We start from the raw sequence: 12667 nt of genomic DNA on the forward strand, positions 1-12667 counted from the left end.
CGGTGTCTGACGAGGAGTCAAAAGGTGAGCGTTGAAGTTGCCAAGAATGCCCGCGAGCTGCTGCTCAAGGAGTACCGGGGTGTGTTGTCCACGCACTCCAAGGCCATGCCCGGTTTCCCGTTTGGCTCCGTGGTGCCTTATTGCCTTGACGACCAGGGGCGGGCACTGATCCTGATCAGCCGGATCGCCCAGCACACCCATAACCTGCAGAAGGACCCCAAGTGTTCCCTGCTGGTGGGAGAACGCGAAGCCGCGGATATCCAGGCGGTCGGTCGCCTGACCTACCTGGCCGAGGCCGAAAAGCTCAGCGATCCCGAAGCGATTGCAGCCGCGGCCGAGCGCTACTATCGCTACTTCCCAGACTCGCAGAGCTACCATGAGGCGCACAACTTCGATTTCTGGGTGCTCAACCCGGTGCGGCACCGCTACATCGGCGGTTTCGGCGCGATCCACTGGCTGGATCAGGTGACCCTGGCCAACCCCTTCGCTGGCAAGGCCGAAATCAGCATGGTCGAGCATATGAACAGCGACCACGCCAAGGCCATCGCCCACTACGTCGCCCTGGCCGGCCTGCCGGATGCGGTACCGGCGCAACTGGCGGGTATCGACACCGAAGGTATGCACCTGCGCATCGGCCAGGCGCTGTACTGGTTGCCCTTCGAAGCGTCTTGCAACACGCCGACACAAGTTCGCGAAGCCTTGGTTTCCCTGGCTCGCGCCGAGCATTGGCCAAAAAAGGAAGTGGCTTCAGCTTGAATTCACGAACGGTTGACGTCATCTAAGGTTAAGTGGAAGGTATTCTTCCGTAGAGGAACCATTTGATGCGCGCTTTTCTATTGCTCTTTCTGCTGTTTCCGGTGCTAGAGCTGTATGTATTCTTCCAGGTCAGCACCGCGATCGGGTTTTTCCCGGCCCTGGCGCTGATCATTCTCGGTTCGATGCTGGGTGTGCTGGTCCTGCGGGTCGCGGGGATCGCCACGGCGTTGCGGGCACGGGAAAGCCTGAGCCGTGGCGAACTGCCGGCACAGACCATGCTCGAGGGCCTGATGCTGGCCCTGGGTGGCGGCTTGATGTTGTTGCCGGGCTTTATCAGCGACATCATCGGCCTGGTCCTGCTGTTGCCGATGACCCGCCGCCTGCTGGCCGACCGCATGCGTCGGCGTGTCGAAGAGCAGGCGCTGCGTCAACGGGCTTTTGCCGACGACCTGCAGCCGCGTGGTCCGTCGGGGTCGGCACCGGCCACCAGCCGGCAACCCCAGGTGATCGAAGGCGAGTTTGAACACCGCGATTCCTGATCGTCACTGGATCGACACGGCACCTTCGGGTGCCGTGTTGGTTTTCGGCGCTCCAAGGTAAAAAAAACGTCACTCTGCCCTTGAAATAGCCTTTGGTGACCTTATGTAACGGTCACCGCAAGGTTTTGGCGAAAATCGCCAGACAGTCTTTCGCGGTTCGCTTGGCGAGCCGCAACCGGCAACGCCGGATTTGCTAAACCGGTCGGTATCGACATCGACCCTTGAAAACCATAATTAGGAGAGATCGACAATGAAGCTTCGTCCTCTGCATGACCGCGTCGTCATCCGTCGCAGCGAAGAAGAGAAGAAAACCGCAGGCGGTATCGTGCTGCCAGGTTCGGCTGCCGAGAAAGCCAACCACGGTGAAATTCTTGCTGTAGGTACCGGCCGCGTGCTGGACAACGGTGAAGTCCGTGCGCTGGCTGTGAAAGTGGGTGACAAGGTTGTGTTCGGCCCTTACTCCGGCAGCAACACTGTGAAAGTAGACGGCGAAGACCTGTTGGTAATGGCTGAGAACGAGATTCTCGCTGTTATCGAAGGCTGATTCCCGCTCATTTTTCCCGCTACGACAAAGTATTCAAGGAATTACGATCATGGCTGCTAAAGAAGTTCTGTTTGGCGACTCCGCTCGCAAGAAAATGCTCAAAGGCGTCAACGTCCTGGCTGACGCGGTAAAAGCGACCCTGGGCCCGAAAGGCCGTAACGTGATCATCGAGAAGAGCTTCGGCGCTCCGACCATCACCAAGGACGGCGTTTCCGTTGCCAAGGAAATCGAGCTGAAAGATCGCTTTGAAAACATGGGCGCGCAGCTGGTCAAGGACGTTGCTTCCCGTGCCAACGATGACGCAGGCGACGGTACCACCACCGCCACCGTACTGGCTCAGTCGATCGTCAACGAAGGCCTGAAGGCTGTCGCTGCCGGCATGAACCCGATGGACCTGAAGCGCGGCATCGACAAGGCGACCATCGCCATCGTCAAAGAGCTCAAAGCCCTGTCCAAGCCTTGCGCTGACACCAAGGCCATCGCTCAGGTCGGCACCATCTCCGCCAACTCCGACAGCACCATCGGCGACATCATTGCCGAAGCCATGGAAAAAGTCGGTAAAGAAGGCGTGATCACCGTTGAAGAAGGCTCGGGCCTGGAAAACGAACTGTCGGTTGTAGAAGGCATGCAGTTCGACCGTGGCTACCTGTCCCCGTACTTCGTCAACAAGCCAGAGACCATGACCGCCGAACTGGACGGTCCACTGATCCTGCTGGTCGACAAAAAGATCTCCAACATCCGCGAAATGCTGCCAGTGCTGGAAGCCGTTGCCAAAGCCGGCCGTCCACTGCTGATCGTGGCCGAAGACGTTGAAGGCGAAGCCCTGGCGACTCTGGTTGTGAACAACATGCGCGGTATCGTCAAGGTCGCAGCCGTCAAGGCTCCGGGTTTCGGCGATCGTCGCAAGGCCATGCTGCAGGACATCGCTGTCCTGACCGGCGGCACCGTGATCTCCGAAGAGATCGGCCTGAGCCTGGAAAGCGCCACCCTGGAGCACCTGGGCAACGCCAAGCGCGTGACCCTGTCCAAGGAAAACACCATCATCGTTGACGGTGCTGGCGTACAAGGCGATATCGAAGCGCGTATCACCCAGATCCGTGCCCAGGTTGCCGACACTTCCTCCGACTACGACCGTGAAAAACTGCAAGAGCGTCTGGCCAAGCTGTCCGGCGGCGTTGCAGTGATCAAGGTTGGCGCCGGTTCCGAAGTTGAAATGAAAGAGAAGAAAGCCCGCGTTGAAGACGCCCTGCACGCTACCCGTGCGGCCGTTGAAGAAGGCGTGGTACCTGGCGGTGGCGTGGCTCTGGTTCGCGCTCTGCAGGCAATCTCCGAGCTGAAAGGCGACAACTCCGATCAGAACGTCGGTATCCAGTTGCTGCGTCGCGCTGTTGAAGCGCCACTGCGCCAGATCGTTGCCAACTCCGGTGACGAGCCAAGCGTTGTGGTCGACAAGGTCAAGCAAGGCGCGGGTAACTTCGGTTACAACGCAGCGACCGGCGAATACGGCGACATGATCGAAATGGGTATCCTGGACCCGGCTAAAGTGACTCGTTCGGCTCTGCAAGCGGCTTCGTCGATTGCCAGCCTGATGATCACCACCGAAGCCATGATCGCCGAGATCAAGGAAGACGCACCAGCTGGCGGCGCTATGCCAGACATGGGCGGCATGGGCGGTATGGGCGGCATGATGTAAGTCGGCCCCACCCCTGCAAAAAGAGCCCTGGCCATTGGCCGGGGCTTTTTTATTGGGGCTGGGCAGCGGCAAGCTGTAAGCTTCGAGCCGCAAGCTTTTAGCTCTGTTGCTTTTAGCTTGCAGCTTGTGGCTTGTTTGACCGCTACCGCATACAGAGAGAGTACCCATGCGAATTCTACTGGTTGAAGACAACCGCGATATCCTCGCCAACCTGGCTGATTACCTGGGGCTTAAAGGCTATACCGTGGACTGTGCGCAGGATGGCTTGTCGGGCTTGCACCTGGCCGCCACCGAGCACTACGACCTGATCGTGCTGGACATCATGTTGCCCGGGATCGATGGCTTCACCCTGTGCAAGCGCCTGCGTGAAGATGCCCGGCGCGATACCCCGGTGATCATGCTCACCGCCCGCGACCAGCTGGATGACCGTCTGCAGGGCTTCAAGTCCGGTGCCGACGACTACCTGCTCAAACCGTTCGCCTTGTCGGAACTGGCCGCGCGGATCGAAGCGGTGCTGCGTCGGGCCCAGGGCGGTGGCCGTCGGGCCCTCCAGGTCGGCGACCTGAGCTACGACCTCGATACCCTGGAAGTGACCCGCGAAGGGCGCCTGCTCAAGCTCAACCCCGTGGGCCTGAAGCTGCTGGCGGTGCTGATGCAGAAAAGCCCCCATGTGTTGCGTCGTGAAGTCCTCGAGGAAGCCCTGTGGGGTGACGATTGCCCGGACAGCGACAGCCTGCGCAGTCACGTCCACCAATTGCGCCAGGTGATCGACAAGCCTTTCGAAAAACCGTTGCTGCAGACCGTGCATGGCGTCGGCTATCGCCTGGCCGAAGGCCGCGATGGAGTTTAAACAGAGCCTCGCCCAGCGGATCATCATCGCTTTTGCACTGATGAGCGCCCTGGTGGCGGGGACGTTTGCCCTGGGCATCGTGGCAACGGTTCACCTGGTTGAGGAAAAGCTGATTTCCGCAGGCCTGGGGGGCGATCTCCAGCGTCTGTTGCTGATGGACAGCGTCAACGACTGGAATCACCGGCCCGAGCCCGACCAGCTGTTCTATTTCAGCGGCGGCCCGGGGGATTTCGCCCTGCCCAGGGATCTGCGTCATCTGGACGCCGGGTTCCACGAGGTCTTTCGCGACCAACTGTCCTACCACGCGATGGTCGAAGTGGTCGACGGACGGCGTTATGTGCTGTTGCAGGACCAGAGTGATTTCGAAGAGCGTGAGCGGGTACTGTTTGCCGTGGTGCTGGTGGGTTTTGTCCTGGCCCTGGCCCTGGCGGTGTTCCTCGGCTGGATCCTCGCCCGGCGGGTGATGGCTCCGGTGGTGCGGCTGGCCCGTCAGGTGCGCCATCGCGACCAGTTGCTCGGCCTGGCACCGCCCTTGGCGCCCGACTATGCCGCCGACGAAGTGGGCGAGCTGGCGGTGGCGTTCGACGCCACCCTCGGCCGCTTGCGCGACGCCCTGACCCGCGAGCGTCTGTTCACCAGCGACGTCAGTCATGAGTTGCGTACACCGCTGATGGTGCTCGCGACCTCCTGCGAACTGCTGCTGGAAAACCCGGCCGTCGACCAGCGTGGACGCAATCAGGTAGAGCGCATCGCCCGGGCTTGCGAGGAAATGCGCGAGCTGGTGCAGACCTTCCTGATGCTCGCCCGGGCTCAGCGCGAGGATGCCAGTATGTCGCCGCAGGTCTCCTTGAGCCGGGTGGCGGACGACCTGATCGGCCTGTGGCGAACGCCGATTGAAGAGAAAGGCCTGCAACTGATCGTCGATCCCGGTAACCCACCGGATACCCGCTATAACGCCACCTTTCTGCAGGCCGTGATGGGCAACCTGCTGCGCAATGCCCTGCACTATACCGACCAGGGCTTTATCCGCCTTACCCTGGAGCCCGCCGGATTCGTGGTGGAAGACAGCGGCGTGGGGATTCCCGAAGAGAAGCGTGAAGCCATGTTCCAGCCTTTTGTGCGCGGTAATGAACAGCGCGGTGAAGGCCTCGGGCTGGGTCTGTCGCTGGTCCAGCGGATCTGCGAAAACCAGGGTTGGCACGTTAGCCTGACCACCATGGAACCCAGTGGCTGCCGTTTTCATGTCGATTTGGGCCGGGCCGATATTTGAGCGGATACAAAATTCAACTGGGGATGAGCCGTCAGCAGGTCCCCCTGGACTGCTCTGCGCGGTATGCTGCGTGGCGTATCGGCATGCTGCACACGCGCTGAGACAGGCAAAATGATCTCAAACGGCTACGACGCCACTCGTCGTTGAGTGCCACGGCACAGGGAAAACTGAGCTATTTTGAGGAGAGATGTTCAGCAATACCATCAAAGGCTTATGGTAATGAAGTTAGAAGTCGCTCGAGGTTTGTTTTTGGTCAGCGCATTGTCTGTGGCTTCTCTGGCCCTGGTGGCCTGGGAGCAGCCCGGTCCTCAAGTGCTGACTGCAGCGGTCGGTGCCGGGCATTGTCCTTTGCCACGTGCGGCCAAAGCGGCCGACGCCAAACCCGATCACGATCTGCTGTTGTTCATGTTCGGCCTTTCCCAAGGGCTCAAGCCGCAAAGTTGAAATCGTCCTGTCCGTCTCCCAGGCCTCGCATTGATCGAGGCCTTTTTTATGGGCGCCGTTTGCTCGATTCAACATCGGCTTTCGGACGCCATGGACCAGGATTGGATCCATAAGTTCTTGTTTACCTGCTTGGGCGTGTAAGCCATTGCTTACATCTTGCGTAAGCGATCGAGGATAATTTTCCGTCTCGATTACTGAGTATTTCAATTAAACAATTGAAATATATGGTTTTTTTATACTAATAATGGATCCAATGTGGGGGAGATGGCACTTTGGATCCTGTTGCAGCCGCTCAGAAAGTCTTTAATATCGCCCCTGTGTCGACGGATAGACACGGCGATCAAGGACAGATTGCTGGAAGGAACATCGCGGGATGCGATTCATCAGGATGATGAAAGGGAAAAAAGGGACTAGGGAAAAAATGTGGGCGGGTCATACCGCCCCTTTTTTTTGCCTGTAGAAAAGTGAAAACACAAAAAAAGGCCCGCAAGGGGCCTTTTAGTCGAACGCAATCCAATCAGCGTTCGAGATCCTTGATCTTGCCTTTTTTGCCATCCCACTCTTCAGCGTCCGGCAGCGATTCTTTCTTTTCAGTGATGTTGGGCCAGATCTCGGCCAGCTCAACGTTCAACTGAATGAACTCTTGCATGTCCTCCGGGACTTCATCCTCGGAGAAAATAGCCACAGCAGGGCATTCCGGCTCGCAAAGCGCGCAGTCGATGCACTCATCCGGGTGAATGACCAGGAAGTTCGGGCCTTCGTAAAAGCAGTCCACCGGACAGACTTCTACGCAGTCGGTGTACTTGCACTTGATGCAGTTGTCGGTGACGACGAAGGTCATTTCTAATTCTCTCCTCAGGCGGCGGCAGCGAAACCCGATCGAAATGGGCTCGCCAGGTTCAGGAGCGATAGTCTGCGAACCAGGCTAATAGTTCGCAGCATCCCAAACCGCGCGAGATTCTAGCAGCTTGCAGCCCGCTGCGTTAGATCCGTGTCTTTAATGTATAGAGCATTTCCAATGCACGACGCGGCGTCAGGTCATCGAGGTTGAGTTTGGCCAGTTCATCCAGGACCGGGTGAGGCAGGCTGGCAAACATGTCGCTTTGCATCGGCGCGGCCGGTTTTCCGGGTTTGGCCACCGGGACTTCATGGGGCAGGCTGGTGGTTTCCAGGCGGCTCAGGTGTTCGCGGGCACGGGTGATCACATCACTCGGCACGCCGGCCAGCTGCGCCACCGCCAGGCCGTAGCTCTGGCTGGCTGGGCCGGGGAGCACGTGGTGGAGGAAAACGATGCGCTCATTGTGCTCGGTGGCATTGAGATGCACGTTGGCCACCAATGGCTCGTTTTCTGGCAGCACGGTCAGTTCGAAGTAGTGGGTGGCGAACAGGGTGTAGGCCCGCAGTTGCGCGAGACGTTCCGCCGCCGCCCAGGCCAGGGACAGGCCGTCGAAGGTGCTGGTGCCGCGCCCGACTTCGTCCATCAGCACCAGGCTGCGCTCGGTGGCGTTGTGCAGGATGTTGGCGGTTTCGCTCATTTCGACCATGAAGGTCGAACGTCCACCGGCCAGGTCATCACTGGAACCGATCCGGGTGAAGATCCGGTCTACCAGGGACAACTCGCAACTGGCTGCCGGCACGAAGCTGCCGATATGGGCCAGCAACACGATCAGGGCGGTCTGACGCATGTAGGTGGATTTACCGCCCATATTCGGACCGGTGATCACCAGCATGCGGGTATTGTCGTCGAGTGCCAGGTCGTTGGCCACGAACGGTGTAGTCAGCACCTGCTCGACCACCGGGTGACGTCCCTGGCTGATGCGCATGCACGGTTCATCGACAAAGCGTGGGCAGTTCAGGTCCAGGTTCAGTGCCCGTTCGGCCAGGTTGCTCAACACATCCAGCTCGGCCAGGGCCGCGGCGGTGTCCTGCAATGGCGGGAGTTCGCCGATCAGGGTTTCCAGCAAGGCTTCGTAGAGCATCTTCTCCCGGGCCAGGGCGCGGCTCTTGGCCGACAGCGCCTTGTCCTCGAACTCCTTGAGTTCCGGGGTGATAAAGCGCTCGGCGCCCTTGAGGGTCTGGCGTCGGATGTAGTCCGCCGGTGCCGATTCGGCCTGTTTGCTCGGCAATTCGATGAAATAGCCGTGGACCCGGTTGTAGCCGACCTTGAGGTTGGCCAGGCCGGTGCGGGCTTTTTCCCGGGCTTCCAGGTCGATAAGGAACTGCCCGGCGTTTTCGCTCAGCGACAGCAACTCGTCCAGTTCTGCGTCGTAGCCGGTTTTCAGGACGCCGCCGTCGCGGATGATCGCCGGCGGGTTATCGATGATGGCGCGCTCCAGCAGGATTGCCAGCTCCGGGTAGGTCTTGGTGGTGACAGCCAGTTGCTTGAGGTGTGGGGCGTCCAGTTCGAGCATCGCATCCTGCAACTGCGGCAGGGCGCCGAGGGCGTCGCGCAGGCGCGCCAGATCGCGAGGCCGGGCGTTGCGCAGGCCGATCCGCGCAAGGATCCGCTCGATGTCGCCGATTTCCTTGAGCTGCGGTTGCAGTTTTTCGAAGCGGTAGCTTTCCAGCAGGCACGTGATGGAGCTCTGGCGTGCTTGCAGGACCTTGAGGTCGCGTAACGGGCGGTTCAACCAGCGGGTCAGCAGGCGGCTGCCCATGGCGGTCTGGCAACGGTCGACCACCGATTGCAGGGTATTTTCGCGGCCGCCGGCGAGGTTGGTGTCCAGTTCCAGGTTACGGCGGCTGGCACCGTCGAGCACCACGGTGTCGTCCAGGCGCTCATGGCGCAGGCTGCGCAAGTGCGGCAGGGCGGTGCGCTGGGTTTCCTTGGCATAGCTGAGCAAGCAGCCGGCAGCGCCGATGGCCAGGGTCAGGGTCTCGCAGCCGAAGCCTTTGAGGTCTTGCACGGAAAATTGCTGGCAAAGACTTTTATGCGCGGAATCCCGTTCGAAATCCCACGGCGCGCGACGACGGGTCCCACGACGTTTCTCCGCAGGCAAGCCTTGCGGCCAGTCGTCCGGGATCATCAGTTCGACCGGATTGATCCGCTCCAGCTCCGCCAGCAGGTTTTCCCAGCCCTTGATTTCAAGGACCGTGAAGTTGCCGCTGGTGATGTCCAGCACGGACAGGCCGAACAAGCGCTCGTCACCGAGCACGGCGGCAATCAGGTTGTCGCGGCGCTCATCGAGCAGGGCTTCGTCGCTGACGGTACCGGGGGTGATGATCCGCACCACCTGACGCTCGACCGGCCCCTTGCTGGTGGCCGGATCGCCGATCTGTTCGCAGATCACCACCGACTCGCCGAGCTTCACCAGCTTGACCAGATAGCCCTCGAGGGAGTGGTAAGGAATCCCACACATCGGAATCGCCTGTCCGGCCGACTGCCCACGGGCGGTGAGGGTGATATCGAGCAGCTTGGCGGCCTTCTTCGCATCTTCATAGAAGATCTCGTAGAAGTCGCCCATGCGGTAGAACATCAGCTGGTCGGGGTGCTGGTTCTTCAGGCGCCAGTATTGCTGCATCATCGGGGTGTGGCTGGACAGGTCGGGGCTATTTTTACTCATCGGATACTTAGGCGGATTCGTTTTGAGTGGAGAGCAGAGTCGAGCGCCTGGCGCGGGACTTTTTCGATGGGAGCAAGGTTAACACGGGTGGTCGGATATCCGCTGAAGTGGCCTGTTGCAGACTGTGCGCGGAGGAAGGGATGAAGCCGGTGTCGGACTTCGTTCCGGCTGCGCTGAGGAACCGGATGCGGCGTCTTGCTCAGATCCGGTCCACACATTTTTCAGATATTACCGACGATCAATCACTGGACTCGATAACCCTCGAGTTCAGGGGTTGGACAGGGCGTGCGTTCATTGGATAAAGCCTTTGAAAGGCGGCGATCTGATCATGGGACAGCTCGACCGGTGTCTTCATGACTAGCCAGGTGACACCGCTACTGCAAGGTGGTGTCGTCAATGAGCCCTGGTATTTGTAATAGCTGCTGTGAGGCGGGAGGACGCTGGCGGGATTGAAGGCCACAACTTCCGTGATTTTGCCAACATCCGGCAGTGTGTTGAAAACAGCTTCCAGGTTCTGGTTTTTTCTTCCCTCCTTGAATAGAACCGCCACGACGACAATCTGGCCGTCGTCAGAGTTGTGGACAAAATGCGCGTCCATCGGAAAGGACTTGCCGTCTATTTCCTCTTCGCTTGGGGTATGGAAGTGAAACTGCCTGAGTTCGAAGTCTTCATCGTCAAAGCGCAGCAGGCTGCCGCGGGCGACATTGATTTGAATCGTATGCCCGTTATTGGTTATTTCAGCGGCTTGAGGGGTGTACTGAAAAGACAGGCCGGGGAGTTTCGAGCTTTTCGCATGGTGGGTTTCAATGTTGACCGGTGACTGCTGCTTGCCAGTGCTGCAACTGATGTATTCCGGATCCACCTGACCCCAGTGGGTGGGGCCAACATTCCCCTCGTAACCCCAGGAGGCGGCGTGGCTGTTCAACGACAGGATGGCGAGTATCACGGATACGGCCACATTGGAGGTGTTCATGATGGTGGGTCTCGAGCAATGTCGAGACCCGAGCTTAAGATTCGGAAAAATAAGTAACTACTGTCAGAAATGACAGTTTTTAATACGGATTTGCGATGGGACTGATCGCTATTGGGCGGAAATAACGCTCCCGTCGCCCTTGGTGCGCATCGTGCGACTGTCTATGCATAAAATATGCAAATCAGCATTTGCCATTCCAGAAAAGCGCAAGCAATATGCGCCTTATGCAAATACGCAACGTTTCTACCGTCCTACGAGCGCAGCTCGATCGTCACGGGATCTCCCCCACGGAGCTTCACCGTCGTACCGGCGTGCCCCAATCCACCTTGTCGCGCATCCTCAGCGGGAAGATTGTCGATCCTTCGGACAAGCATATCTCGAAGATCGCCGAGTACTTCGGCATCAGCACCGACCAGTTGCGCGGACGCGCACCCGTGGCTGTTGCCCGGGATCAGGAACAGGGCACACCGCACTCCGAACTCAAGGATATAAGCCTGTGGGACGACGACACTCCCGTCGATGAAGACGAAGTGTCCGTCCCCTTTCTTCGCGAGGTTGAATTGGCTGCTGGATCAGGAAGATTCGTCATAGAAGAAAGCGAGAAGGCCAGCTTGCGCTTCGGTAAGCGCAGCCTGCGCCACAACGGCGTGCAGTTCGACCAGGCCAAGTGCGTGACCGTGCGCGGCAATAGCATGTTGCCGGTGCTACGCGACGGGGCCACGGTCGGGGTCAACGCGGGCAAGAGCGCCATCGGCGATATCGTCGATGGCGACCTCTATGCCATCAACCACAATGGTCAGCTACGGGTGAAGCAACTCTATCGCCTGCCAACCGGGATCCGCCTGCGCAGCTTCAACCGCGACGAGCATCCGGACGAGGACTACAGCTTCCAGGAGATCCAGGAAGAGCAGATCACCATCCTCGGTCACGTCTTCTGGTGGGGCATGTACGCCCGCTAACCCTCCCTGATTCAGAAAAAACCCACAGCGATGTGGGTTTTTTTTCGTCCGTAAAAAAGATCAAACCCTTGATCGGCGTGGCTTTCATGCGTCAGTGCATTTCTTGCGCATAAATAAATGCATTTGTGCATTGACTGTATATGCATACATGCATATTCTCTGTCCCAAGCCGGCCGGAAAGGTCAGCCAAAGGCAGCGATGCCGGGGGTAACCCGAAGCTCTTTAGTCGTACCGCTTCAAAGAACAGGCAGCGATGAACCGGCCTTAACGGTTCAGAGGGTTGGCAACTGACCCGGGTGTGCAGCGTAAAGCACCGTAAGCAGTTATCCGGCGGACAGGGTCGCGGTCGGAAGAACAATTTGAATCGATCCGTACCGCGCCAGTAGCGCCGAAAGATCAGGTGTCCGGCCACAGCCGCCATCGCCGAAAACGCGAGCGGCTCCAGGGCGGGGCATCAGGACCGCATTACTGAAAAGCCTGGGCGACCGGGCTTTTTGGAATGCCCACCGAACGCGGGCTCTCACGAGAACCCTTCACCTTGAACAACAAGCCCAAACCATCACCGGCCAATGAATGGCCTTTTTCTATTGCAGGAGGCGTGAGATGACGAACGAGCAACAAGCGTTGGTGGACATGCCTATCTGGCTGGTCATCTTGCTGGCCGTGGTCGGCGGGGTTTCCGGCGAAATGTGGCGCGCCGACAAGGACGGTGCCCGTGGCTGGGTACTGCTGCGGCGCCTGGTGCTGCGCTCCGGGGCCTGCATGGTCTGCGGTGTGTCGACCATCATGCTGCTGTATGCCGCCGGCGTGTCGATCTGGACCGCGGGTGCCTTTGGTTGTTTGACCGCCATGGCCGGAGCGGATGCCGCCATCGGTCTTTATGAACGCTGGGCGGCCAAGCGCCTGGGGGTGGACGAAGTGCCTCCCCCGGAGACCCGGCCGGAACAATAGCCGGATTATTGCCAACGGACTGGAGCCAGCGGGCCCGAGAGTAGGGCCCAGCCCGCAAGGACGCGGGCTTTCAGGAGGCGAATGATCGCCTGTCGAACCCGTCAATCGACGGGTTTTTTATTACC

Annotated in this window: 12 protein-coding genes; 9 read left to right on the plus strand and 3 right to left on the minus strand. The window is 59.3% G+C overall.

Going from position 1 to position 12667, the window contains the following annotated elements; genetic code table 11:
- The first annotated feature begins 24 nt into the window (after positions 1-24).
- From HX866_RS02265 to HX866_RS02295, 7 genes are all read left to right on the plus strand, one after another.
- On the plus strand, positions 25-756 hold the full coding sequence (locus HX866_RS02265) for a HugZ family pyridoxamine 5'-phosphate oxidase (protein ID WP_177137897.1): 732 nt from the start codon (positions 25-27) through the stop codon (positions 754-756).
- A 65-nt stretch (positions 757-821) separates the two neighbouring features.
- Positions 822-1295 carry an FxsA family protein gene (locus HX866_RS02270; RefSeq protein WP_121137260.1) on the plus strand — a complete coding sequence of 158 codons (474 nt, stop codon included), beginning with the start codon at positions 822-824 and terminating at the stop codon, positions 1293-1295.
- Between the two features lie 250 nt (positions 1296-1545).
- Complete coding sequence (locus tag HX866_RS02275; RefSeq protein ID WP_152740251.1) at positions 1546-1839, plus strand: co-chaperone GroES; 294 nt, start codon at positions 1546-1548, stop codon at positions 1837-1839.
- A 49-nt stretch (positions 1840-1888) separates the two neighbouring features.
- Entirely contained in the window at positions 1889-3532 is a 1644-nt protein-coding gene (gene groL, locus HX866_RS02280) for a chaperonin GroEL (protein ID WP_177099657.1), read from the plus strand.
- Positions 3533-3698: 166 nt separating this feature from the next.
- The gene (gene colR / locus HX866_RS02285) at positions 3699-4382 is read left to right on the plus strand and encodes a two-component system response regulator ColR (protein ID WP_177092919.1); all 684 of its coding nucleotides are present in this window, start codon (positions 3699-3701) and stop codon (positions 4380-4382) included.
- Positions 4372-5652: a sensor histidine kinase gene (locus tag HX866_RS02290; protein WP_177092918.1), complete on the plus strand. Its 1281-nt coding sequence runs from the start codon at positions 4372-4374 to the stop codon at positions 5650-5652. Before colR ends, HX866_RS02290 begins: the two co-directional genes overlap by 11 nt.
- A gap of 219 nt (positions 5653-5871) precedes the next feature.
- A complete protein-coding gene (locus tag HX866_RS02295) occupies positions 5872-6096 on the plus strand; it encodes a hypothetical protein (protein ID WP_177092917.1) in 225 nt (74 codons plus the stop codon).
- Between the two features lie 517 nt (positions 6097-6613).
- On the opposite strand, the gene fdxA is transcribed toward HX866_RS02295, so the two are convergent.
- The 3 genes from fdxA to HX866_RS02310 all read right to left on the minus strand — a co-directional run bounded on the left by fdxA (position 6614) and on the right by HX866_RS02310 (position 10632).
- Positions 6614-6937: a ferredoxin FdxA gene (gene fdxA, locus HX866_RS02300; protein WP_100938647.1), complete on the minus strand. Its 324-nt coding sequence runs from the start codon at positions 6935-6937 to the stop codon at positions 6614-6616.
- Positions 6938-7079: 142 nt separating this feature from the next.
- A complete protein-coding gene (mutS, locus tag HX866_RS02305; RefSeq protein ID WP_177092916.1) occupies positions 7080-9659 on the minus strand; it encodes a DNA mismatch repair protein MutS in 2580 nt (859 codons plus the stop codon).
- Positions 9660-9897: 238 nt separating this feature from the next.
- Positions 9898-10632 (minus strand): carbonic anhydrase, encoded by a 735-nt coding sequence (locus HX866_RS02310; protein WP_177092915.1) that lies wholly within the window; start codon positions 10630-10632, stop codon positions 9898-9900.
- Between the two features lie 215 nt (positions 10633-10847).
- Between HX866_RS02310 and HX866_RS02315 the strand changes: the two genes are divergently transcribed.
- On the plus strand, positions 10848-11591 hold the full coding sequence (locus HX866_RS02315; RefSeq protein WP_177092914.1) for a LexA family transcriptional regulator: 744 nt from the start codon (positions 10848-10850) through the stop codon (positions 11589-11591).
- 603 nt (positions 11592-12194) lie between these two features.
- Positions 12195-12542 (plus strand): phage holin family protein, encoded by a 348-nt coding sequence (locus HX866_RS02320; protein WP_177092913.1) that lies wholly within the window; start codon positions 12195-12197, stop codon positions 12540-12542.
- The last annotated feature ends 125 nt before the right edge of the window (positions 12543-12667 follow it).

Source organism: Pseudomonas gingeri (genome assembly GCF_013386165.1).
GTDB lineage: Bacteria > Pseudomonadota > Gammaproteobacteria > Pseudomonadales > Pseudomonadaceae > Aquipseudomonas > Aquipseudomonas gingeri_C.

Excerpts from the sequence above, each read along its gene's own strand:
- HX866_RS02270 (WP_121137260.1), top strand. The coding sequence starts at position 822 with ATGCGCGCTTTTCTATTGCTCTTTCTGCTGTTTCCGGTGCTAGAGCTG.
- HX866_RS02295 (WP_177092917.1), top strand. The coding sequence starts at position 5,872 with ATGAAGTTAGAAGTCGCTCGAGGTTTGTTTTTGGTCAGCGCATTGTCT.
- HX866_RS02290 (WP_177092918.1), top strand. The coding sequence starts at position 4,372 with ATGGAGTTTAAACAGAGCCTCGCCCAGCGGATCATCATCGCTTTTGCA.
- groL (WP_177099657.1), top strand. The coding sequence starts at position 1,889 with ATGGCTGCTAAAGAAGTTCTGTTTGGCGACTCCGCTCGCAAGAAAATG.
- HX866_RS02320 (WP_177092913.1), top strand. The coding sequence starts at position 12,195 with ATGACGAACGAGCAACAAGCGTTGGTGGACATGCCTATCTGGCTGGTC.
- HX866_RS02315 (WP_177092914.1), top strand. The coding sequence starts at position 10,848 with ATGCGCCTTATGCAAATACGCAACGTTTCTACCGTCCTACGAGCGCAG.
- fdxA (WP_100938647.1), bottom strand. The coding sequence starts at position 6,937 with ATGACCTTCGTCGTCACCGACAACTGCATCAAGTGCAAGTACACCGAC.
- mutS (WP_177092916.1), bottom strand. The coding sequence starts at position 9,659 with ATGAGTAAAAATAGCCCCGACCTGTCCAGCCACACCCCGATGATGCAG.
- colR (WP_177092919.1), top strand. The coding sequence starts at position 3,699 with ATGCGAATTCTACTGGTTGAAGACAACCGCGATATCCTCGCCAACCTG.
- HX866_RS02275 (WP_152740251.1), top strand. The coding sequence starts at position 1,546 with ATGAAGCTTCGTCCTCTGCATGACCGCGTCGTCATCCGTCGCAGCGAA.
- HX866_RS02310 (WP_177092915.1), bottom strand. The coding sequence starts at position 10,632 with ATGAACACCTCCAATGTGGCCGTATCCGTGATACTCGCCATCCTGTCG.